19 protein-coding genes are annotated in these 23,144 nt (G+C 70.3%); 16 read left to right on the forward strand and 3 right to left on the reverse strand.

Features of this window, described 5'->3' with window-relative positions:
- Positions 1-149: 149 nt before the first annotated feature.
- The gene (locus tag ACIP63_RS29475; RefSeq protein WP_401521571.1) at positions 150-1,523 is read left to right on the forward strand and encodes a hypothetical protein; all 1,374 of its coding nucleotides are present in this window, start codon (positions 150-152) and stop codon (positions 1,521-1,523) included.
- Here ACIP63_RS29475 and ACIP63_RS29480 read toward each other — a convergent pair.
- Positions 1,511-2,506 (reverse strand): ATP-binding protein, encoded by a 996-nt coding sequence (locus ACIP63_RS29480; RefSeq protein ID WP_401521573.1) that lies wholly within the window; start codon positions 2,504-2,506, stop codon positions 1,511-1,513. The two genes, ACIP63_RS29475 and ACIP63_RS29480, sit on opposite strands and share 13 nt — an antisense overlap.
- A 102-nt stretch (positions 2,507-2,608) precedes the next feature.
- Between ACIP63_RS29480 and ACIP63_RS29485 the strand changes: the two genes are divergently transcribed.
- A complete protein-coding gene (locus ACIP63_RS29485) occupies positions 2,609-3,433 on the forward strand; it encodes an oxidoreductase (RefSeq protein WP_401521575.1) in 825 nt (274 codons plus the stop codon).
- A gap of 461 nt (positions 3,434-3,894) precedes the next feature.
- Here ACIP63_RS29485 and ACIP63_RS29490 read toward each other — a convergent pair whose 3' ends face one another.
- A complete protein-coding gene (locus tag ACIP63_RS29490) occupies positions 3,895-4,734 on the reverse strand; it encodes an HAD family hydrolase (RefSeq protein ID WP_401521577.1) in 840 nt (279 codons plus the stop codon).
- 498 nt (positions 4,735-5,232) lie between these two features.
- On the opposite strand from ACIP63_RS29490, the gene ssd reads away from it, so the two are divergent.
- From ssd to ACIP63_RS29525, 7 genes are all read left to right on the forward strand, one after another.
- The gene (gene ssd, locus ACIP63_RS29495) at positions 5,233-6,372 is read left to right on the forward strand and encodes a septum site-determining protein Ssd (protein WP_401521580.1); all 1,140 of its coding nucleotides are present in this window, start codon (positions 5,233-5,235) and stop codon (positions 6,370-6,372) included.
- Positions 6,369-7,517: a TadA family conjugal transfer-associated ATPase gene (locus ACIP63_RS29500; RefSeq protein ID WP_401521582.1), complete on the forward strand. Its 1,149-nt coding sequence runs from the start codon at positions 6,369-6,371 to the stop codon at positions 7,515-7,517. The genes ssd and ACIP63_RS29500 overlap by 4 nt, the downstream gene beginning before the upstream one ends.
- The gene (locus tag ACIP63_RS29505; protein WP_401521584.1) at positions 7,514-8,380 is read left to right on the forward strand and encodes a type II secretion system F family protein; all 867 of its coding nucleotides are present in this window, start codon (positions 7,514-7,516) and stop codon (positions 8,378-8,380) included. Before ACIP63_RS29500 ends, ACIP63_RS29505 begins: the two co-directional genes overlap by 4 nt.
- Before the next feature lie 5 nt (positions 8,381-8,385).
- Positions 8,386-9,189, forward strand: coding sequence for a type II secretion system F family protein (locus ACIP63_RS29510; protein WP_401521659.1), 804 nt, complete (start codon positions 8,386-8,388; stop codon positions 9,187-9,189).
- A 111-nt stretch (positions 9,190-9,300) separates the two neighbouring features.
- Positions 9,301-9,549, forward strand: a complete 249-nt coding sequence (locus ACIP63_RS29515) for a DUF4244 domain-containing protein (protein WP_401521587.1) — start codon at positions 9,301-9,303, stop codon at positions 9,547-9,549.
- Positions 9,536-9,916 carry a TadE family type IV pilus minor pilin gene (locus ACIP63_RS29520; RefSeq protein WP_401521590.1) on the forward strand — a complete coding sequence of 127 codons (381 nt, stop codon included), beginning with the start codon at positions 9,536-9,538 and terminating at the stop codon, positions 9,914-9,916. The genes ACIP63_RS29515 and ACIP63_RS29520 overlap by 14 nt, the downstream gene beginning before the upstream one ends.
- Positions 9,913-10,320, forward strand: coding sequence for an Rv3654c family TadE-like protein (locus ACIP63_RS29525; RefSeq protein ID WP_401521592.1), 408 nt, complete (start codon positions 9,913-9,915; stop codon positions 10,318-10,320). The genes ACIP63_RS29520 and ACIP63_RS29525 overlap by 4 nt, the downstream gene beginning before the upstream one ends.
- Before the next feature lie 17 nt (positions 10,321-10,337).
- Here the strand turns inward: ACIP63_RS29525 and ACIP63_RS29530 are convergent, their stop codons facing one another.
- Positions 10,338-12,851, reverse strand: coding sequence for a DEAD/DEAH box helicase (locus ACIP63_RS29530; RefSeq protein ID WP_401521594.1), 2,514 nt, complete (start codon positions 12,849-12,851; stop codon positions 10,338-10,340).
- Between the two features lie 79 nt (positions 12,852-12,930).
- Between ACIP63_RS29530 and ACIP63_RS29535 the strand changes: the two genes are divergently transcribed.
- From ACIP63_RS29535 to topA, 7 genes are all read left to right on the forward strand, one after another.
- The gene (locus ACIP63_RS29535; RefSeq protein WP_003967428.1) at positions 12,931-13,284 is read left to right on the forward strand and encodes an STAS domain-containing protein; all 354 of its coding nucleotides are present in this window, start codon (positions 12,931-12,933) and stop codon (positions 13,282-13,284) included.
- A 205-nt stretch (positions 13,285-13,489) separates the two neighbouring features.
- The gene (locus ACIP63_RS29540; protein WP_401521597.1) at positions 13,490-13,939 is read left to right on the forward strand and encodes an ATP-binding protein; all 450 of its coding nucleotides are present in this window, start codon (positions 13,490-13,492) and stop codon (positions 13,937-13,939) included.
- Positions 13,940-14,327: 388 nt separating this feature from the next.
- Positions 14,328-16,781, forward strand: a complete 2,454-nt coding sequence (locus ACIP63_RS29545) for a sodium-translocating pyrophosphatase (RefSeq protein ID WP_401521599.1) — start codon at positions 14,328-14,330, stop codon at positions 16,779-16,781.
- 279 nt (positions 16,782-17,060) lie between these two features.
- On the forward strand, positions 17,061-17,747 hold the full coding sequence (locus ACIP63_RS29550) for a small secreted protein (RefSeq protein WP_401521601.1): 687 nt from the start codon (positions 17,061-17,063) through the stop codon (positions 17,745-17,747).
- A 175-nt stretch (positions 17,748-17,922) separates the two neighbouring features.
- Positions 17,923-19,428, forward strand: a complete 1,506-nt coding sequence (locus ACIP63_RS29555; RefSeq protein WP_401521604.1) for a methyltransferase — start codon at positions 17,923-17,925, stop codon at positions 19,426-19,428.
- A gap of 273 nt (positions 19,429-19,701) precedes the next feature.
- Complete coding sequence (locus ACIP63_RS29560; RefSeq protein WP_393756006.1) at positions 19,702-19,899, forward strand: hypothetical protein; 198 nt, start codon at positions 19,702-19,704, stop codon at positions 19,897-19,899.
- A gap of 281 nt (positions 19,900-20,180) precedes the next feature.
- Entirely contained in the window at positions 20,181-23,045 is a 2,865-nt protein-coding gene (topA, locus tag ACIP63_RS29565) for a type I DNA topoisomerase (protein WP_401521607.1), read from the forward strand.
- Positions 23,046-23,144 lie beyond the last annotated feature (99 nt).

The raw sequence follows: 23,144 nt of genomic DNA on the forward strand, positions 1-23,144 counted from the left end.
CGAGCAAATAGCCCAGTCAGTCACTCTTCTCAGTGAATAAGCAGCTTTTCATCCGGCTTGTCGTACTGATTCCGGCGGAGCTGCGTGTGAGGTTGACCGCGCCGTGTCGGCACTTCAACGCACGAATCTGCAAGGAAGAGGGTGGACGGATGATGGCCGCCACGAAGCGGATTGCCCTGGGTGCCGTGGTCACGGCGCTGATCACCGGCTTGGCCGGTTGCTCGGGCCCAGGTACGGGGGCAGCCGGCTCCACACCCGGGACCGGGAAGCGGTCCGCTCCCGGCGCGGACGAGAACTCTCCGGCAGCGGCGCCGAAGGGCGCGGTCAAGCTCATCGGCGACGGTTCCACCGCCTTTACGGGCGCCCAGCCGAAACTCCCGGTCCCCAAGCGCCTCAAGCCCGGCCAGAAGCCTCCTCAGTTCGTGGTGTTCTCCTGGGACGGCGCGGGTGAGGACAGCCAGAAACTGTTCTCGCATTTCCGCTCGGTCGCGAAGAAGTACGACGCCAAGATGACGTACTTCCTCAGTGGCGTGTACCTCCTGCCGGAGAAGAAGAAGGAGCTGTACGACCCCCCGCAGCATTCGGCGGGCCGTTCCGACATCGGGTTCAACGACGCGGAGGGGATCCGCAACACGCTGACGGAGTTGCGAGCCGCGTGGCTGGAGGGCAACGAGATCGGCACGCACTTCAACGGGCACTTCTGCGGCCCGGACGGAGGTGTCGGCACGTGGTCGGTCGACGAGTGGAAGAGCGAGATCAGCCAGGCCAAGTCGTTTGTGAAGAGCTGGAAGACCAACGCCCCGGACCTCAAGGCCGAAGCGCCGCTGCCCTTCGACTACGACAAGGAGCTGATCGGCGCCCGCACCCCCTGCCTGGAGGGGCAGAAGAACATGGTGGCGGCCGCGCGGACCATGGGATTCCGCTACGACTCCAGCGGCATCGGGAATCAGGTCTGGCCTGCGAAGAAGGACGGGCTCTGGGACCTCCCCCTGCAGCTCGTCCCCGTGCCGGGCCGTGCGTTCGAGACGCTCTCGATGGACTACAACTTCATGTTCAACCAGTCCGGTACGACCCAGGGCGACCCGGACAAGCACGAGTACTGGGGCAACCAGATGCGGGACGGCCTGCTTCAGGCGTTCGACCGCGCCTACAGCGGGAACCGAGCGCCCCTGATCATCGGCAACCACTTCGAATCCTGGAACGGCGGCACCTATATGCGCGCGATCGAGGAGACGATCAAGACGGTGTGCACCAAGCAGGACGTGCAATGCGTTTCCTTCCGCCAGCTCACCGACTGGCTGGACGCGCAGGATCCGGCGACGCTCGCCAGACTCGGGACCCTGAAGGTGGGCCAGGAGCCCAAGCCCGGCTGGACCGCGTTCCTCGCGGGGACGGTTCCGGGTAAGCCCGCGGGCAGCCCCGTGCCTGCCAGGCCGGCGGATCAGCCGGCAGGCAAGGGGGCCGACGGGAGCACGGAAAAGGGATCGCCCTCCGGGGCCGCGCCCTCCGGTCAGGCCGGCTGAGCGGCGCCCGTCTCCGCGCGGTGCTCCTGCAGGACGAAGGCGGGGTCGACCTGGGCAGCCAGGTCGGCGCCCGTCTTCTCGTTGCCCCAGCTCTCCGCGTTCTTCAGATGGAAGTGCACCATCTGCCGCGTGTAGCGCTCCCAGTCGCGCAGTCCGTACGAGTCCTCCGCGGCGTTCTGCAGGGCCTGCAGTGCCATCCGGTTGTCTGCTTCCAGCAGTTCGAACGGGGCCGGCCGGCCCTTTTCCATCGTCCGGACCCAGTCGGACTGGCCGACGCCGACCAGCAGGTCGTCACCGACCTCGGCGCGCAGGAAGTCGAGATCGTCCTCCCCCTGCACCTTGTTGCCCACCACCTTCAGGGCGACACCGAAGTCACGCGCGTACTCCTTGTACTGGCGGTAGACGGAGACGCCCTTCCGGGTCGGTTCGGCGACCAGGAAGGTCATGTCGAAGCGGGTGAACATTCCCGAGGCGAACGAATCCGACCCTGCTGTCATGTCGACCACGACGTATTCGTCGGGGCCGTCGACCAGGTGGTTGAGGCAGAGCTCGACCGCCCCGACCTTGGAGTGGTAGCAGGCGACGCCGAGATCGGACTCGTCGAACGGTCCGGTGGCCATCAGCCGGATTTCCCCGTCGTCGAGACGGACCGTGCGGGCGCAGGCGTCGTAGACGGGGTTGTCCTCGCAGACGCGCAGGAGCCGGGACCCCTCCCCGGGCGGTGTCGTCTTGATCATCGTTGCGGCGGATGCGATGCGCGGGTTGCTCCCGCGGAGGTAGTCCTTGATGAGGGGCAGCTGGGCGCCCATGGCCGGCAGGGCGGCGGATTCCTTCTCGTCCAGGCCGAGGGCGGCCCCGAGATGCTGGTTGATGTCGGCGTCCACCGCGACGACTTGGGCTTCATTGGCAGCGAGGTGGCGGATGAAGAGCGAGGACAGCGTGGTCTTGCCGCTGCCGCCCTTCCCCACGAAAGCGATCTTCATGTTCACCTAGGGTAGCGGTGTCATCGCTCACTGCTGTCATCCTTCGTGAAGAAGGCCACTCCTGGGCGGTATCCGTGGCGGGGGCGCGTAGCCTCGCTACCTATGAGTACGACTTCCTCTGACCCGCTTGCCGCCCTGGGTGACCTGCCGGGGGTCTCCGACGCGGTGGACTCCGTACGCAAGGCCGTGGACCGGGTCTACGGCCACCGGGTCATGCGGCGCCGCAGCAACGAGGTCACCGCGGAGGCTGCGCTGCGCGGAGCTCGCGGTTCGGCGGCGCTGTCGGGAGCCGACTGGAATCTCGAGGAAGTGCGTCGGCGCACGGACTTCAGCGGTGAGGACGAGGCCCGCACGATCGGTGCGGCGTTGAGGCTCACGGCGGAGGCGGGGCAACTGCTCTCGATCTGGCGGCAGTCACCCCTTCGTGTGCTTGCCCGTCTGCATCTGGTGGCCGCGGGTGGCGCGACTCCGGACGAGACGGTCGGCAGGCCACGGCTGGCGGGCGAGCCGGTCGACGAGCCGTTGATCGAAGCGCCCGTGCCGGGCGCGGACGAGGTGTCCGGGCGTCTCGAAGGGCTTTCGCAGCTGATCATCGCCGGCGGCTCGGCGCCCGCACTCGTGACGGCCTCGGTGGTCCACGGCGAACTGCTCGCGCTGCGTCCCTTCGGGTCGCACAACGGCTTGGTCGCCCGGACCGCCGAGCGGATCGTGCTGATCGGCAGCGGGCTCGACCCCAAGTCGATCTGCCCTGCCGAAGGCGGTCATGCGGAGCAGGGGCGCGCGGCTTACGTCGCTGCGTTCGAGGGGTATCTGTCGGGCAGGCCGGAGGGCATGGCGGCCTGGATCGCTCACTGTGGACGCTCGGTGGAACTGGGCGTCAGGGAGTCCACGGCTGTGTGCGAGGCGCTGCAGCGCGGCGCGGCCTGAGCGCGTCGCCCGCGGGGCTGGCCGCACGGTCGGCGCGGCGGGGTTCTGGAGAATGCTCCGCGTGTGCGGGCCTGCTCCGGAAAGGGTTGCGGCGGTACCGGTTCCGGTACCGCCGCTGGCACGTCCGCCCAGTTACCAAGCGTCCTCGTTATATGCCCATCAGGTCGGGTTCTTTGCCCGTCACCTGGTGCGGCTGGCCCGTAATCGACGGGTCGACGTCGCGTGGGTGCTCGGCTTTCGTGCTCGGTCCGTGGGGCCTTCTGCGTAAAAAAGGTGATCCTCTCGGATGTCCTTGGTCTCGCGGGCCGTTGAATCCTTTGTACTCCAGGACGAGGGGGAGCGGAAGTCCTGGCCGCTTTTCTTTACTTTTACCTTCAAATGCAGGCGAGCCGGACATAATGCAGCTGGGCCGGACTTCGGGGGCTGAGGGCCGCTGCCGCCGCCCTCGAGGGCGGCGGCAGTCAGGCGGTGATCGCGGTAGCGCGACGACGATTGGCGTACCAGACGAGCCCTGCGGTCACCGCGGCTGCGCCCAGTGCCGCGGCCGCCACGAGTGCCGGCCGCGGCGGCATCGAGAACGCGGGCAGGCGCTGCTTGAGCCGGACCGGACGGTCGAAGACGAGAATCGGCCACTCCCGGAGCGTGGCCTCTCGCCGAAGGGCCCGGTCCGGGTTGACGGCGTGCGGGTACCCCACGGACTCCAGCATGGGTACGTCGGTGGCGGAGTCGCTGTACGCGTAGCAGCGTGACAGGTCGTACCCCTCCGATTCGGCGAGCGTCCTGATCGCCTCCGCCTTGGTCGGCCCGTAGGCGTAGTACTCGACCTCGCCCGTGAAGCAGCCGTCGTCGCCCACGACCATCCGGGTCGCCACGACCCGGTCGGCACCGAGCAGTTCTCCGATGGGCTCGACGACTTCGGCGCCGGAGGTCGAGACGATGACCACGTCGCGCCCGGCGGTGTGATGCTCCTCGATGAGGGTCGCGGCCTCGTCGTAGATGATCGGGTCGATCAGGTCGTGCAGGGTCTCGGCGACCAGATCTTTGACCTGCTGGACGTTCCACCCCTTGCAGAGCGCTGAGAGGTATTCGCGCATCCGCTCCATCTGGTCGTGATCGGCGCCCCCGGCAAGGAACACGAACTGTGTGTACGCGGTGCGCAGTACGGCACGACGGTTGATCAGCCCACCCTGGTAGAAGGACTTGCTGAAGGTCAGTGTCGATGACTTCGCAATGACCGTCTTGTCCAGGTCAAAGAAGGCTGCTGTGCGCGGCGAGAAGCAGTTTTCCACAAAGGTGAGCATAGGGGCCCGCCATTCGGCGTAAAATCCGGCAGGTGGGTTTGCCTGAGGAGGGGCTCGGGTACACCATGGAAGTCACGGATCGTTCGCGACCGTGCTAACCCGGTCCGACTCCTCCCCCCCCGAGTCGGCCGTGGGGACGACCCCCGCTCTCCCCCCCGGCGGGGGTCGTCGCATGTCCGGACGCGTTTTTGCGGCCAGGAATCCAGGCCCTCCCTCTCTTGCCGCGGTGTCGGCCGCTCTCTCGTGCGAGTCCACTCGATCATGACTCGTCACCGTGCGTAACGGAAGGGCTGCGCTGTGAAAGTCCCCTGTACGAGCTACCGAGATATTCACAACGCTTGAGTTGTCCACAGTTTCTGAGCAAGATCCACATGTTTTTCCGCGCCGTTGCATGTTGATTCCACCCGCGAAGTCCGTGGGTTCCGGAATCGCGCGTCTCGGACCGTTCGAGATCGCCGCGAAACCGCACTGGAGGAGACAGTGAGAGGGGCGGAGATCGTGGCTGGATCTTTCCTGGGCGAAGGCCCGTCGAGTGCCGAAGGGCGGCGGGACGGACCGCTGATCCTCACCGAGGACCCGGATCTGCTGGACGATCTGCTCAGGCTGTGCGCGGCGGCCGGGGCAGTGCCGGAAGTGCAGCACGCCGCTCCGGGGGAGAGAGCCGGCTGGGACCGGGCGCCGATGGTCCTGGTCGGCGATGACGCGGCGCGTGAATGCCGTGGGATGCCTCGCAGGCCCGGCGTGATGCTCGTCGGACGGGACCAGGAGGATCCCGACGTGTGGCGCCACGCGGTGGAGATCGGCGCCGAATACGTGCTGAGACTGCCCGCTTCAGAAGGCTGGCTCGTCGACCAGATCGCCAATGCGGTGGAGGGCGTGGGCAGGCCTGCGATCACCGTGGGAGTGATGGGGGGCCGGGGCGGCTCCGGCGCGTCCACGCTGGCCTGCGCACTTGCCGTGACAGCCGCGAGGTCGGGCCGGCGGACGATGCTGATCGACGGCGACCCGTTGGGCGGCGGGATCGACGTCCTGCTCGGCGGTGAGGAATCCGAGGGCTTGCGATGGCCGGATTTCGCCCGTTCCAAAGGGAGGCTCGGCGGAGGAGCGCTGGAGGAGTCACTGCCGGCGTTGCACGGGCTGCGGGTGCTCAGCTGGGGCCGGGACGAAGAGGTGATCGTTCCGCCACAGGCCATGCGTTCCGTGCTCGCCGCCGCTCGCCGGCTGGGTGGAGTGGTGGTCGTGGATCTGCCCCGCCGGTTCGACGAGAGCGTGACAGAGGCGCTGGCGCAGCTCGACATAGGGCTGCTGGTCGTGCCCGGGGAGTTGAGGGCGGTCGCGGCGGCACAGCGCGTGGCGGCCGTGGCCCGCACGGTCCTTGAAGACCTGCGGGTTGTGGCGCGGGGGCCCTACACGGCAGGCCTGGACGAGCAGTGGATGGCGCGGGCGCTCGGCCTGCCGCTCGTCGGTGGCTTGCCCACGGAGCCGGCGCTGTCTTCGGCTCAGGACAGCGGTGTGCCCCCGGGCGGGAATTCCCGCGGCCCACTGGCCCGCTTCTGCACGGCCTTCTGGGATCTGGCGGATGTCCCGGTCCGTCCGGATGCCGTCCCGGCCAGGTCTCGCGCGGGAGTGGCGTCATGACGGACGCGCTGCTCGAGGCCGTACGCCAACGACTGGCCCGCAGCGGTGCGGCGCCGACGCCGGCGGGGGTGGCTGCCGCGCTGAGGGAGCAGGGCCGCCTGCTCGGTGACGCGGAAGTGCTCGGTGCGGCCGAGGAGCTGCGGGGAGAGCTGGTCGGCACCGGAGTGCTGGAGCGGCTTTTGGCGGACCCGGCGGTGACCGATGTGCTGGTGTCCGCTCCGGATCGGGTGTGGGTGGACCGCGGCGGCGGACTCGAGCTGACCCGGGTCGTCTTTCAGGACGCGGCGGCTGTCCGGAGGCTGGCTCAGAGGCTCGCCGCGGTGGCGGGGCGACGGCTGGACGACGCCCGGCCGTGGGTGGACGCGCGGCTCCCGGACGGGACGCGGATGCACGCTGTACTGCCGCCGGTGTCCGTCGGATCGACGTGCCTCTCGCTGCGTGTGGTGCGCCCCCGTGCTTTCACCCTGGCGGAACTCGTGGCAGCGGGGACGGTCCCGCCCGGCGGCGACCGGCTGCTGAGAGCTCTGGTGGAGGCCCGGGTCTCCTATCTGATCAGCGGAGGGACGGGTGCGGGCAAGACGACTCTGCTGTCGAGTCTGCTGGGTGCGGTCGGTGAGCGTGAGCGCATCGTGCTGGCAGAGGATTCGGCGGAGCTGCGCCCGGATCATCCGCATGTGGTCCGGCTGGAGTCACGGCCCGCCAATCAGGAAGGTGCCGGGCGGGTGACGCTACGGGACCTGGTGCGCCAAGCGCTGCGTATGCGTCCTGACCGGCTCGTGGTGGGAGAGGTCCGGGGTGCCGAGGTGACGGAACTCCTGGCAGCCCTCAACACCGGGCACGAAGGCGGCTGCGGCACGGTGCACGCCAATGCGGCCGAGCACGTTCCGGCGCGTCTGGAGGCTCTCGGGACGGCTGCCGGTCTCGACCGCGCCGCTCTGCACAGCCAATTGGCGGCAGCGCTGTCCGTGGTCGTCCATCTCGTACGCGACAGGGGCGGGCGGCGGCGTGTGGCCGAAGTCCATGTGCTCGAGCGGGATTCCGCAGGTCTGGTCGTGACTGTGCCCGCGCTGGTCTGGGGTGCCGAGGGGTTCGAGCCGGAGCGGGGCTGGGAGAGGCTCGGGGCGCTGATCGGAGACAAGCCATGACGCCGGTGGGATCCGACGTGCTGATGCAGGTGCCGGCGTGGACGATGGCAGGTTGCGCGGGCCTGGCGGCCGCTCTGGCCGTGGCCCGGGACCCAGGGGCGCGGCGCGCCCGGGTGCTGACGGCTCGGCGGGAGGAGCCGTGGGGGCCGGCGGCGTGGGCCACGGCCTGCGCGATCTTCACCGGGCGGAAGGAATGGCTGTGTGCCCCTGTGGCGGCTCTTCTCGCTGCGCTGGGTGAATCGGTGCTTCCCCTGCTCGCGGGCGCTGTGGCGGTACCGCTCGTGCGGCGCTGGCTGCGCCGGCGGGCACGGCGACGTGCGCGTGAGGAGGCGGCCGACGCGGTGACGTCGCTCTGCGGCGCGGTGGTCGGCGAGCTGCGGGCCGGGCACGAGCCCGGGCAGGCGTTGCTCGCCGCCGCGCGGAACGCCGGTGCACTGGGCGCCGCCGAGCCCGCCGTGCTGGCCGCCGCGCGGTTCGGTGGCGATGTGCCGGGCGCGCTGCGGCAGGCGGCGTCGGGGCCCGGTCTTGAAGGGCTCGCGGGTGTGGCCGCCTGCTGGCGGGTGGCGGTGGACGGCGGAGCAGGTCTGGCGGCCGGTCTGGCGCGCCTGGAGAGCGCACTGCGGGGTGAGAGACGGCGGCGGGAGGAGTTGCGGGCCCAGCTGGCGGGCGCCTGGTCGACGGTTGTGGTCCTGGCGTTGCTGCCGGTGGTGGGCCTGGGGCTGGGAGCGGCTCTCGGCGCGGATCCGCTGGAGGTTCTGCTGCACAGCCCGGCCGGACTCGTCTGCCTGGCGACGGGTGGGCTGCTGGAGGCGGCGGGACTGCTCTGGGCATCGCGGATCGTGCGGGCCGGGGAGGCGGCGTGAGCGTGATCTCCGGTGCGGGGGGTGTGTTGGGGGCGGCCGGGGCGGTGGGGGCGGCGCTCGGCACAACCGCGTATCTCGCCTTCGTGTTCGCAGGCCGGCGCCATGAACGGGCGATACGCAGACGGGGGGCGGTGCTGGCCAAGTCCTGCGCGAGCGGCCCGGGGCCGAGGTGGATCGACCTGCGGGCGCCCGGGTGGAGCCGTGTCCGGCGGTGGACGGTGTTCCTGGCCGTCTGGGCAGGCGTCTGGATCCTTGTCGGCGGAGTGGCGGGGAGCGGGGCCGGTCTCGCGGCGGCGTACGGGGTTCGGCGGTGGCGGCGCTCCGTCAGGGTGCGTGGGTCTGCCGCCCGTGACGCGGATGCTGCGCTGGTCTCCCGGCAGCTGCCGATCACTGCGGATCTGCTGGCGTCGTGCCTCTCGGCGGGCGCCGGGCCGCGGGAGGCGGCCGAGGCGGTCGGGGAATCAATCGGGGGCCCGGTCGGTGAGCGGCTGGCCCGCACAGCGGCCGAGATCCTGCTCGGGGGTGAACCTGCGGAGGCATGGGGCCGGTTCGGGGAGCTGCCCGGTGCCGCGCCACTGGCCCGCTGCCTTGAGCGCGCCGCGTCGACGGGGGCCCCGGCTGCGGAGCCGGTTTCCAGGCTCGCCGATGAGATGCGTGCCGAGCGGGCCAGTGCGGCTGTGGCGCGTGCTCAGCGGGCCGGTGTGCTGATCACCGCACCGGTGGGGCTCTGTTTCCTGCCCGCCTTTCTGGCCGTGGGCGTGGCGCCGGTGGTGATCGGGCTGGCGACCGGCCTGTTGCACCGCGGCTGAGTGGGAACAGCCGCTTCTCCCGGATGCCGGCATCCAGGGGAGCGGGGCCTGGTTCCCGCTTGTTCGAAGTGCCGGACCGAAGTTCTGAACGAAACAACGTGGTGTGTGGACATGGGGGTTGAGATGAACAGGAAAGCCGTGGAGTGGTCTTCGAGGACGCTGCGTCGTGCGTGGGAGGCCAGGTTTGGCACGCGTGCCCGCCCCCGAGACCTCGACAGGGGGATGACGACGTCCGAGTACGCGGTGGGGACCATTGCCGCCTGCGCGTTCGCGGCGGTGCTCTACAAGGTGGTTACCAGCGGGGCGGTGCTGTCGGCCTTGCAGTCGCTGATCAAGGGCGCCCTCGATGCGAAGTTCTGAGGAGCTGTGGAGAGGCCGGAGCGACGACCGGGGAGCGGTGACGGCGGAGGCAGCCATGGTCCTTCCCGTGCTGGTGGCCTTCGTCCTCGCCCTCGTCTGGGCGCTGGTCGCAGCCTCGGACCAGATCCGCTGTGTGGACGCCGCGCGTGCCGGAGCGCGGGCCGCGGCCCGGTCGGAGCCGGAGGACTCGGTGCGGTCTGCGGCTCGGGAGGCGGCGCCGGGCCGGGCCCGGGTCGCGGTGGAGCGGACCGGAGGGCTGTGGCGGGTCCGGGTGGAGGCGCCCACGCCGGGACCCGGACCACTGGGCCTGACGCTGAGCGCCGAGGCCGTCGCGCTGGCGGAGGACACCGTGGGGGCGGAGCCGTGAGGAGGACGAAGGCCCCCGCTGGGGCAAGGGACCGGGGGCTGGCGACGGTCTGGACCGCCGTCACGACGGCGACGCTCTGCGTGGTGTTCGCGGCGGTGCTCGCTCTCGGACAGGCCGTCTCCGCCCGTCACAAAGCCGGCGGTGCGGCGGATCTGGCTGCGCTCGCCGCAGCCGACCAGGCGCTGCGGGGTGCGGAGACGGCGTGCGGGGCCGCCGGAGAGGTCGCCCTGGCCCAAGGGGCGGAGATCGTGCGCTGTGCGGTCCAGGGAGAGATCGCCGACGTGACCGCCCGGGCGCGCTTCGGCCCGTACGCACCTGAGGTCAGGTCGAGGGCGGGTCCTCCGGGCCCGTCACTGCCCCCGGAGGCCCTGGAGGCCCTGGAGGCGCCGTCGTCGGACGAGTAGCCGGGGCGCGCGTGGCCTCATCCGGCGGCGCCCTCCGGCCGGTGGGCCTCCGAGCTCTCCGCCGGATCGCCTTCGGCGGGCTCGGACGGTGCGGTCCTGAGCAGTTCGGTCAAAAGGCGTACGGCGCCCCGCTTGTGCAGTGGCTCGTTGCCGTTGCCGCACTTGGGGGACTGGATGCAGGACGGGCAGCCCGCCTCGCACTCGCAGGACGCGATGGCCTGGCGCGTTGCCGTGAGCCACGTGCGGGCCGTGTGGAAGGCGCGCTCCGCGAAGCCGGCACCACCCGGGTGGCCGTCGTAGACGAACACCGTGGGAAGGAGCGTGTCGGGGTGCAGCGGGACGGAGACACCGCCGATGTCCCAGCGGTCGCAGGTGGCGAAGAGCGGCAGCATCCCGATGGAGGCGTGTTCGGCTGCGTGCAGGGCCCCTCCGAGGATCTCCGGGGTGATCCGGGCGGCATCGAGCTGGTCCTCGGTGACCGTCCACCACACGGCGCGGGTGCGCAGGGTGCGGGGCGGCAGGTCGAGTTTGGTCTCGCCCAGGACCTCCCCGGTGATGAGCTTGCGGCGGAGGAAGGAGACGACCTGGTTGGTGACCTCGACGGAGCCGAAGCAGAGACGCCCTTCACCCCAGGGGATCTCGGTGTCCGTCTCCAGCACGGCGATCGCGGTCGTGTCCCGGGCGTTGGTCGAATACGGAGGAACGGCTTCCTCGACCAAGGCCACAGAGTCCTCCAGGTCCAGCGTGCGGACGAGATAGGTCCGGCCCTGGTGGAGATGGACGGCACCTTCGTGGACGGCGGTGTGCGCGGCTGATTCGTCGACGGTGCCCAGCAGCCGGCCGGTGCCCTCCTCGACGATCTGGACCGGACGGCCGCCCCCGCCGCGGATGTCGGTGAGGTCGGCGGCGCGTTCACGGCGGGTCCAGTGCCAGCCGGTCGTCCGTCTGCGCAGCAGCTTCGCTGCCTCGAGCTGGGGCAGGAGTTCGGGCACCGCGGGGCCGAAGAGCTCGATGTCGGACTCGGTGAGGGGGAGTTCCGCGGCCGCGGCGCACAGGTGGGGAGCGAGGACGTACGGGTTGTCCGGGTCCAGGACGGTCGACTCCACGGGCTGCTGGAACAACGCCTCGGGGTGGTGGACGAGGAAGGTGTCCAGCGGGTCGTCACGGGCCACGAGGACGGCGAGGGCACCCTGCCCCGAGCGTCCTGCGCGGCCGGCCTGCTGCCAGAGGGAGGCACGGGTGCCCGGGTAGCCGGCGATGATCACGGCGTCCAGCCCCGAGACGTCGATGCCGAGCTCCAGGGCGGTCGTGGCAGCCAGGCCGAGGAGGTCTCCCGAGTGCAGCGCTCTTTCCAGGGCCCGGCGTTCCTCGGGCAGGTAACCGCCGCGGTAGGCGGCGACTCGCCCGGGCAGCGAGCGGTCCACCTCGGCGAGCCGTTCCTTGGCGATGAGGGAGATGAGCTCGGCGCCGCGGCGGGAGCGTACGAAGGCGACCGAGCGCACGCCCTGGAGGGTCAGGTCGGTCAGGAGGTCGGCGGTCTCGGCCGTGGCGGTACGGCGTACGGGTGCCCCCTTCTCGCCGTGCAGCTCGGTCAGCGGAGGCTCCCAGAGGGCGAAGACCAGTTCCCCCCGGGGCGAGGCGTCGTCGGCGACCTCCTTGACGGGCAGGCCCGTGAGACGGCCGGCGGCGACCGAGGGCTGCGCCGCGGTGGCGGAGGCGAGGAGGAAGGCGGGTTCGGATCCGTAGCGTGCGCAGAGACGGCGGAGACGGCGGAGCACCTGGGCGACGTGGGAGCCGAAGACGCCCCGGTAGGTGTGGCACTCGTCGATGACGACGAAGCGGAGGGAGCGGAGGAAGGAGGCCCAGCGGGGGTGGGACGGAAGAATGCCCCGGTGCAGCATGTCGGGGTTCGTGAGGACGTAATTGGCGTACTGACGCACCCATTCGCGTTCTTCGACCGGCGTGTCCCCGTCGTAGACCGCCGGCCGGATCGCGGAGCCGAGGGGCTCCGCGAGCGCCTTCACCGCGCGGCGCTGGTCGGCGGCCAGTGCCTTGGTGGGGGCGAGGTACAGAGCGGTGGTGCCGCGGCCGTTCGGTGCACGGGAGCCGTCGAGGAGGGTGCTCAGCACCGGAGCGAGGTAGGCGAGCGACTTGCCGGACGCCGTCCCTGTGGCGATCACCACGGACTCGCCGTCCAGGGCGTGCTCAGCCGCGGCGGCCTGGTGCGTCCACGGATGGTCGATTCCGGCCCGTCCGATTGCCGAGACCACTTCCGGCCGGATGCGATCAGGCCAGAGGGCATGGGTTCCCGCACGCGGGGGCAAGTGCTCCGTATGAGTGATGCGCGCTGCCCGGCCCGCCGCTGCGGCGAGCCGGTCGAGAACCACCGTGGGAGAGGGGCGCGAGCCCGCGTTCTCGGGTGGTCGACTGGGGCGGTGATTCTTGGCCATCGGCACCGAGTGTGTCACTGGCGTGACGGACAATGGTCCCAAGGCGTCGTGCATGGCTGCTGGTAAGTGATTGAATGCCATCGCGGCTGGCGATCCGTCCCCTGGCCTCCGTCGGGGAGACCGAGGGGCGACCGCTCGATAGCAAGGTGCTGGAGGATCCGTGGACCTGTCCCTGTCGACTCGCAATGTGTCCGGGCCTGGTGGCGACCGTACGGTCGTCGAGGTCGGTGGCGAGATTGATGTGTATACCGCGCCCAAGCTGCGCGAGCAGTTGGTCGAGTTGGTGAATGACGGCAGCTACCACTTGGTTGTCGACATGGAAGGCGTCGACTTCCTCGACTCCACCGGCCTCGGCGTGCTCGTGGGCGGCTTGAAGCGTGTCCGGGCCCATGAGGGCTCGCTGCGCCTGGTGTGCAACCAGGAGCGCATTCTCAAGATCTTCCGGATCACAGGTCTGACCAAGGTGTTTCCCATCCACACCACGGTCGACGAGGCTGTCGCGGCTACCGACTGACGGTCGGTGCGGGCCGGCAGCTCCAAGGCCGGCAGGCACGCTGTGACAGACCGGCAGGCGGCAGCAGACAGGCCGCCACGAGCAGGCGGTCGACCATGTGGTCGGCTGCCGGCTTCGTCGGTTCCCGGAGGAGAATGAGAGCAGGGGTACCGGGCGCCACGCCCGGGCCCCTGAGATGCACGCCCGTACGTTCGAGGGGGATGGCATGCCAACCGTTGAACTCCGCTTCAGCGCTCAGCCCGAACACGTCAGGACGGCCCGCCTCGTGGCAGCCGCCGTGGCGCGCCGGGCAGGTGTCGACGAGGCGGTGCTCGACGAGGTCAGGCTCGCGGTCGGCGAGGCGTGCAGTCGCGCCGTGGGGCTCCATCGGAGCCATGGCATCGCCTCCCCGGTCACGGTCGTCCTGACCGAGGAGGAGAAGGCGTTCTCCATCGAGGTCGGCGACGGGCTCGTCGCCCAGGGAAGTGACGCCTCGGTGACGGGAGCGCCCGGCGGTGGCGGCCCGGACGATCCGGACACCGACGCCGACAGCGAGGACGAGATGGGCCTCGCGGTCATCAGCGGACTGGTCGACGACGTGGAAGTCCGCACCGGTGCGGACGGCGGAGTGATCCGTATGTCCTGGCCGACGACTCCCGCCGTAGTGCTTCCCTGAGCCTGCCCCGGTCCCGACTTCGGCTCTGCCCCGGCCCCGAACCTGGCCCCCGGCCCACTGTGCCTGGAGCGGCCCCTGCTCTGCCCGGCGCGGCCTTTCGTCCCGGCGACGCCCCGTCGCGCGTCGTCCGCACCCGTCGGGTGGCAGACGTGATCACCTTTTCCGGCCCTGCTGATCAGGGCCTTTTTATTTGTGCTTGATCAATGATCTACGGCAATTCCGTGTGTGCCATGCCTCTGCCCCATTACTGCATTCGGGTTCACGTGCGAGCCAGATCATTTGTCATTGGGTGGACGGAAGTCGATTTCATCGACCACCCACTGTTTTGATCAGCCTCCGCTCCCTACAATCCGTCCACGTCTTGAGCGCTCAGCGTCAAGGAGGACGTATGGCGGAGTTCTTCAACACCCCACTGGCAGAACTGACGCACGTTCCCGTACCTTCCGGCCGGTCCACCTCACTCGCAGCCGCGGTACTCACCGACGGCAACCGGCTGATCGTCGTCGTCATCGCGGTCGTCGCCCTTGCCGCGCTGGTCGTGGCCCAGTTGCTCGCACGCCAGGTCCTGGCGGCGGGTGAAGGCACCGAACGCATGAAAGAGATCGCGGCGGCCGTCCAGGAAGGCGCGAATGCCTATCTGGCCCGGCAGTTGCGTACCGTCGGCATCTTCGCCGTCGTCGTGTTCTTCCTGCTCCTGCTGCTTCCGGCCGACAACTGGTCGCAGCGCGCGGGGCGCTCGCTGTTCTTCCTGGTGGGTGCGCTTTTCTCGGCGGCCACCGGATACATCGGTATGCGGCTCGCGGTACGCAGCAATGTGCGTGTGGCCGCCGCCGCGCGTGAGGCGACTCCAGCGGAAGGAGAACCGGAGAAAGATCTCACCACCGTTTCGCACCGAGCGATGAAGATCGCTTTTCGCACCGGTGGAGTGGTCGGCATGATCACGGTGGGCCTCGGCCTGCTCGGCGCTTCCTGCGTGGTGCTCGTCTACGCCGCCGACGCGCCCAAGGTGCTGGAGGGGTTCGGCCTCGGCGCCGCGCTGATCGCCATGTTCATGAGGGTCGGGGGCGGCATCTTCACCAAGGCCGCCGACGTGGGTGCCGACCTCGTGGGCAAGGTGGAGCAGGGCATCCCCGAGGACGACCCGCGCAACGCCGCCACCATCGCCGACAACGTGGGCGACAACGTCGGTGACTGCGCGGGCATGGCCGCCGACCTCTTCGAGTCGTACGCCGTGACGCTCGTCGCCGCGCTGATCCTGGGCAAGGTCGCCTTCGGCGACGCGGGGCTCGCCTTTCCGCTGATCGTCCCGGCGATCGGGGTGGTCACGGCGATGATCGGGATCTTCGCGGTCGCTCCCCGGCGCGCGGACCGCAGCGGAATGAGCGCCATCAACCGCGGATTCTTCGTCTCCGCCGTGATCTCGCTCGCCCTCGTGGCCGTGGCCGTCTTCGTCTATCTGCCGTCCTCGTACGCCGGGCTGGACGGGGTCACCGACGACGCCATCACCTCGCACGGCGGCGACCCGCGCGTCTTCGCCCTGGTCGCCGTGGCCATCGGGATCGTGCTCGCCGCCCTGATCCAGCAGCTCACCGGCTACTTCACCGAGACCAGCCGGCGTCCCGTCCGGGACATCGGGAAGTCCTCGCTGACCGGCCCGGCCACCGTCGTGCTCGCGGGCATCTCCATCGGCCTGGAGTCGGCCGTCTACACCGCGCTCCTGATCGGTCTCGGCGTCTACGGGGCGTTCCTGCTCGGCGGTACGTCGATCATGCTCGCGCTCTTCGCGGTCGCCCTGGCAGGGACCGGCCTCCTCACCACCGTGGGTGTCATCGTCGCGATGGACACCTTCGGCCCGGTCTCCGACAACGCCCAGGGCATCGCGGAGATGTCCGGAGACGTCACGGGTGCGGGAGCCCAGGTACTCACCGACCTGGACGCCGTCGGCAACACCACCAAGGCCATCACCAAGGGCATCGCGATCGCCACAGCGGTCCTGGCCGCGGCCGCGCTCTTCGGCTCGTACCGGGACGCCATCGCCACCGCGGTCGACGATGTGGGGGCACGGGCGGGGGAGCTCGGTCTGAGCCTGGACATCTCGCAGCCGAACAACCTCGTCGGCCTGATCCTCGGAGCCGCGGTCGTCTTCCTCTTCTCCGGGCTGGCCATCAACGCGGTCTCCCGTTCGGCGGGGGCCGTGGTGTACGAGGTGCGGCGGCAGTTCCGGGAGCATCCCGGGATCATGGACTACACGGAGAAACCTGAGTACGGCCGTGTCGTCGACATCTGCACCAAGGACGCGCTGCGCGAACTGGCCACACCCGGGCTGCTCGCGGTTCTGGCGCCGATCGCGGTGGGATTCACCCTGGGGGTCGGTGCCCTCGGCTCGTATCTCGCGGGCGCGATCGCCACGGGCACCCTGATGGCCGTCTTCCTCGCCAACTCCGGTGGCGCGTGGGACAACGCCAAGAAACTCGTCGAGGACGGCCATCACGGTGGCAAGGGCAGCGAGGCACATGCCGCGACGGTCATCGGCGACACGGTCGGCGACCCGTTCAAGGACACGGCGGGCCCCGCCATCAACCCGCTCCTCAAGGTGATGAATCTCGTGGCGCTGCTCATCGCCCCCGCGGTGGTGCAGTTCAGTTACGGGGACGACGCGAGTGCGGGCGTGCGGGCCCTGGTGGCCGTCATCGCCATCGTCGTCATCATCGGTGCCGTCTACGTGTCCAAACGGCGGGGAATCGCCGTGGGTGACGGCGACAGCGGCGGCCCGGGCGGCGAGGGCGGTGACGACGGCGGAGGCGGCCCCGCCAAGTCCACCGACCCTGCGGCTGTTTCCTGACGCGAGAGGTGACGGGCGGAGCGGGCGCGTATCCGACACCCGCTCAGTACGGCGGCGGACGGCGCGTTCTGACGCGCCGTCCGTCGTCCCACGTCCCGGCGCTTCGCTGCCGGCGGGGCGAGTCGGACATGTGTCCGAGTGGGCGGGTGAGTTGTATCTCCCTCGTTACCCTTGGTGCAAATGGCTGCAAAAGAATATATATCGGATGCCCGCCGCCTGATTGCCGCCCGCTCGGCGTGTAAGTTCCGGGGCCGAGAGCCTTGGAAGGGACCCAATCCGGTGAACAAGAAGCTTGCAGCCGCACTGTCCGGCGGTGCGGTACTCGTACTGACGCTGTCGGGCTGCAGCGACGACAGCGACAACAAGGTGAACGACTGGGCGAAGAAGGTCTGCGACCAGGTCCAGCCGCAGCTGCAGAAGATCGCGAACGCCAATGCCGCGATCCAGCAGCAGACTGCCGACAACAGCAAGCCCGCTGACGTCCAGAAGACCGACTCGGCCGCCTTCCAGCAGATCTCGGGGGCTTACAAGGCGCTGGGCACGGCCGTGCAGTCGGCGGGCGCACCTCCCGTCGACGGCGGGGAGACCACCCAGAAGGAGGCCGTGAAGGAGCTCAACGCCTCCTCGGTGGCCTACGCGAATCTGAAGACGAAGGTCGACGCGCTCGACACGAAGGACCAGGCGAAGTTCGCCGACGGCCTCAAGGACATCGCCGACGAGCTGAACAAGATCAGCACCAACGGTGACCAGGCGCTGAAGAAGCTTCAGTCCGGCGAGGTCGGCTCCGCCATGGCCAAGCAGAAGGGCTGCCAGAAGCCGACTGCCTCGGCCCCGCCCGCCTCCGCTCCGTCCGCCCCGGCGTCGCCCTCGGCGAGCGAGAAGGCGAGCGAGAAGGCGAGCGAGAAGGCGAGCGACGAGAAGGCGAGCGACGAGAAGGCGGACGACAAGGCGAGCGAGGAGTCGTGACGGCGGACAGCGCCGGACGAGGGCGGCGGCGCGCAGCCGTCGTGCCGGACGACCGCCGCCGCGAGCTGCCGTAACAGCGCGAAGCCCCCGTGGAGGAGTCCTCCTCGCAGCGGCCGGCCGTCCCCGTGGGCGCCCGGCCGCTGCCGTTGTCGCCGGGAGCGGACACAATGGGCGGGTGAGTACGTCCAGCCTTCCCGCATCCGACCGTGTCCCCCGGCTCCGCGAAGCCCTGATCGCCGCGGCGTTCACCGCCGACGGCCTCCTGGAACGCCTCGGCGCGCCCGCGTACACGGCGCTCGCCCGTAGCGAGACCGTCCCGGCGCTCCGGGCCACCCGCGGGGGCTCGCCGCTCGACACGCTGGTGCGGCTGTTCCTTCTGCAGCGCCCTGTCCCGGCCCCCGCGGCCGCCGCGGCCCTCCCGTTGGAGGAGTGCGTGGAGGACGGCTGGCTGGTCCATGAGGGCGACCTGGTCAGGGCGACCGTCGATGTGCGGCCCTACGGCGGGCCCGAGGGCCAGGACTGGTTCATCGTGTCCGACCTGGGATGCGCCGTCGGCGGGGCCGGCGGCATCGGCTCGCACGACGAGGGCGTCGTCCTCGGCGTCGGCGGTGCCTCCACCACGCTCGCGGGGATCACCGTGCGCAGGCCCGTGGCCTCCGCCCTCGATGTCGGTACGGGCTCCGGCATCCAGGCCCTGCACGCCGCCCAGCACGCCACCGAGGTGACCGCCACGGACGTCAACCCGCGCGCCCTGGGATTCACCCGCCTCACCCTCGCGCTGTCCGGAGCCGCCCCCGCCGACCTGCGGGAGGGCTCCCTCTTCGAACCGGTCGGTACGGAGACATACGACCTGATCGTGTCCAACCCGCCCTTCGTCATCTCGCCCGGCGCCCGGCTGACCTACCGCGACGGCGGCATGGGCGGCGACGATCTGTGCCGGGCCCTCGTGCAGGAGGCCGGGGACCGGCTCAACGAGGGGGGATACGCGCAGTTCCTCGCCAACTGGCAGCACGTCGAGGGCGAGGAGTGGCAGGACCGGGTGCGCTCCTGGGTGCCCGCCGGCTGCGACGCCTGGATCGTGCAGCGCGAGGTGCAGGACGTCACGCAGTACGCCGAACTGTGGCTGCGCGACAGCGGCGACCACCGCACCGACCCCGCCCTTTACACCGAGCGGTACGAGGCGTGGCTCGACGAGTTCGAGGCCCGCAGAACCAAGGCCGTCGGCTTCGGCTGGATCACACTCCGGAAGTCCGCCGCGGCCGCGGCCGGGAATCCCTCGCTCGTCGCCGAGGAGTGGCCGCACTCGATCGAGCAGCCCCTCGGGCCCGCCGTCGAGGCCCACTTCGTACGGCAGGACTATCTGCGGGAACACGACGACGCGGCGCTGCTCGCCGCGCACTTCACCCTCGCCGAGGAGGTCGTGCAGGAGCAGGTCGGGCTGCCGGGGGCGGAGGATCCCGAGCATGTGGTGCTGCGTCAGCACCGCGGTATGCGCCGGGCGACCAAGGTCGACGCCGTCGGGGCCGGGTTCGCGGGCGTGTGCGACGGATCCCTGCCCGCGGGCCGGATCCTGGACGCCATCGCCCAGCTGATGGCCGAGGATCCGGTGCTGCTGCGCGACCGCACCCCGCAGGCGATCCGGCTGCTGGTGGAGGAAGGCTTCCTGGACCCCGTGCGGTGACGCGGCCGCCGCGTCACCGGCATCGCCGGTCCTCCGCCGCGCTCCGCTCCGCATGTTCGAGCCTCGCGCTCCGGCGCTCAACACCCCTCTGACCTGGGCCTGCACATCCGCTCGCGCGCCGTACCGGTGCGGTGCGCGGATTCCGCTCACGGCAGTTCGCCGGGTGGCCGCACGGAGTTCATCCGGGGTTCGCGCCGAGGCCTCCCCGGCGTGGCAGCCTCCCCTCTGCCGAGGGCCGAGGCGCCCGCAGGCCCGAGCGTGAGGGGTACGGACATGGAGAGTGTCACCGCGGTCTTCGCCGGTGCGGCCTTCGCGTTGTTCGGTTCCGCCCTCCTGGTCTGGACGGGGGCGCGCACGATCCAGCGCGCGCCGGTCGCGCTTGGTGTGAGCCCTGTCGCCTCCACCGCTCTCGCCACCCTCTTCGGCGTACTCTTCCTCGTCCTCGGCGTGTGGTGCTTCACCCGCGTCTGATCCGCTTGTCCGGTGGGGGTGTCGGCTGCCGGCCGGCCGTCCCCGCAGGTTCTCCCGCAGGGCCGCGAAACCCGCAGGCGGCAGCCGTGCGCGGGGCGGACCGGGCGGTCCGGGCGGCAGGAATGGCGGAAGTCGGGTTACCGTTCGAGTGGCCGTTGCGGGCTTTTGCCGTTTGACACGGGGGCGGGTTGTACCGTCACACTCCGCAGCGACAGCACCGCGGGCAGCGTAAGAGCGCTGCCCGGATGCCCCACGAGTGCCGACCGGAGAGAAGAGCGAAGTTGTCCCCGACCAGCGAGACCGCAGGCCGCCGACTCGTCATTGTCGAGTCGCCTGCCAAGGCGAAGACGATCAAGGGCTATCTCGGCCCCGGATACGTCGTCGAGGCGAGCGTCGGGCACATCCGCGACCTGCCGAACGGCGCCGCCGAGGTGCCGGACGAGTACACCGGTGAGGTACGCCGCCTCGGCGTGGACGTCGAGAACGACTTCCAGCCGATCTACGTCGTCAACGCAGACAAGAAAGCCCAGGTCAGGAAGCTCAAGCAGCTCCTCGCCGAATCCGACGAACTCTTCCTCGCCACCGATGAGGACCGCGAGGGCGAAGCCATCGCGTGGCACCTTCAGGAAGTCCTCAAGCCCAAGGTCCCGGTCCACCGGATGGTCTTCCACGAGATCACCAAGGACGCGATCAGGGCCGCCGTCGCCAACCCGCGCGAGCTCAACCAGCGCATGGTCGATGCCCAGGAGACCCGCCGTATCCTCGACCGCCTCTACGGCTACGAGGTCTCGCCGGTCCTGTGGAAGAAGGTCATGCCGCGGCTCTCCGCGGGCCGTGTCCAGTCCGTCGCCACCCGCCTCGTCGTCGAGCGGGAGCGCGAGCGCATCGCCTTCCGGTCCGCCGAGTACTGGGACCTGACCGGCACCTTCGCCACCGGCCGCACCGGTGACGCCTCCGACCCCTCCACGCTCACCGCCCGCCTCAGCGCGGTTGACGGGCGCCGTATCGCCCAGGGCCGCGACTTCGGCCCGGACGGGCAGCTCAAGCAGGGCTCCGCCCAGACGCTGCACCTGGACGAGGCCAACGCCCGCGCACTGGCCGCGGCGCTCGCCGACTCCGCGTTCGCGGTCCGCTCGGTCGAATCGAAGCCGTACCGCCGCTCGCCGTACGCGCCCTTCCGCACGACGACCCTCCAGCAGGAGGCGAGCCGGAAGCTGGGCTTCGGGGCCAAGGCCACGATGCAGGTGGCGCAGAAGCTGTACGAGAACGGCTTCATCACCTATATGCGTACGGACTCCACGACCCTCTCGGACACCGCCGTCTCCGCGGCCCGGGCGCAGGTCACGCAGCTGTACGGGGCGAACTACCTGCCCGAGAAGCCGCGCACCTACGCCGGCAAGGTCAAGAACGCGCAGGAGGCGCACGAGGCGATCCGCCCCTCCGGCGACCGCTTCCGCACTCCGGCCGAGACCGGCCTCACCGGCGACCAGTTCCGGCTCTACGAGCTGATCTGGAAGCGGACCGTCGCCTCCCAGATGAAGGACGCCGTCGGAAACTCCGTCACCGTCAAGATCGGTGGCCGGGCGAGCGACGGCCGGGACGCCGAGTTCTCGGCGTCCGGCAAGACGATCACCTTCCACGGCTTCATGAAGGCGTACGTCGAAGGCGCGGACGACCCGAACGCCGAGCTGGACGACCGCGAGCGCCGTCTGCCGCAGGTCGCCGAGGGCGACGCGCTGACCGCCGACGAGGTCACGGTCGACGGGCACGCCACCAAGCCGCCGGCCCGCTACACCGAGGCCTCGCTGGTCAAGGAGCTCGAAGAGCGCGAGATCGGCCGCCCGTCGACGTACGCCTCGATCATCGGGACGATCCTGGACCGCGGCTACGTGTTCAAGAAGGGCACGGCCCTGGTGCCGTCGTTCCTCTCGTTCGCCGTGGTCAACCTGCTGGAGAAGCACTTCGGCCGTCTCGTCGACTACGACTTCACCGCCCGCATGGAGGACGACCTCGACCGCATCGCGCGGGGCGAGGCCCAGTCCGTGCCGTGGCTGAGGCACTTCTACTTCGGCACGGGTGACGACACGACCGGCGCGGGCGCGGCCTCCGCCGCGGGCAACGGCGACGGGGACCACCTCGGCGGTCTGAAGGAACTCGTGACCGACCTGGGCGCGATCGACGCCCGCGAGATCTCCTCGTTCCCCGTCGGCAACGACATCAAGCTCCGCGTCGGCCGCTACGGCCCGTACATCGAGCGCGGTGAGAAGGACTCCGAGGGCCACCAGCGCGCGGACGTCCCGGAGGACCTGGCGCCCGACGAGCTGACCGTGGAGCTCGCGGAGGAGCTGCTGGCCAAGCCGAGTGGCGACTTCGAGCTCGGTGCGGATCCGGTCAGCGGCAACCAGATCATCGCCAAGGACGGGCGCTACGGCCCGTACGTCACCGAGGTGCTGCCCGAGGGCACGCCCAAGACGGGCAAGAACGCGGTGAAGCCACGGACCGCGTCACTCTTCAAGTCCATGTCGCTCGATACGGTGACGCTGGCCGAGGCGCTCAAGCTGATGTCCCTGCCGAGGGTCGTCGGCGAGGACGCCGAGGGCGTCGAGATCACCGCGCAGAACGGCCGCTACGGCCCGTACCTCAAGAAGGGCACGGACTCGCGTTCCCTGACCTCCGAGGACCAGCTCTTCGACATCACCCTCGAAGAGGCGCTGGCGATCTACGCCCAGCCGAAGCAGCGCGGGCGGGCCGCCGCCAAGCCGCCGCTGAAGGAGCTGGGCACGGACCCGGTGAGCGGGGCACCGGTGGTCGTGAAGGACGGCCGCTTCGGCGCGTACGTCACCGACGGCGAGACGAACGCGACGCTGCGGACCGACGACAGTGTCGAGGACATCACGCCGGAGCGCGGTTACGAGCTGCTCGCCGAGAAGCGGGCCAAGGGGCCGGCGAAGAAGAAGACGGCGAAGAAGGCTCCGGCCAAGAAGGCGACCGCGAAGAAGACGACGGCGGCGAAGAAGACGACCGCCAAGAAGGCCACCGCCACCAAGACGACGGCGGCGAAGAAGACGACCGTCAAGAAGGCACCGGCGAAGAAGGCGACCGCCGCGGCGAAGAAGACCGCTTCGGCCTCGTCCGAGGAGAGCTGACCGCGGGCTGACCGCGGGCTGAGCCGACGGCAGTCGCTGCGGGAGCCGCGAGGAGCCGCGAGGAGCAGGTGGTCTGGCCTGCACGAACGCCGGAAGGGC

Origin of the sequence: Streptomyces sp. NPDC088746 (genome assembly GCF_044751065.1) — a bacterium.
GTDB lineage: Bacteria > Actinomycetota > Actinomycetes > Streptomycetales > Streptomycetaceae > Streptomyces.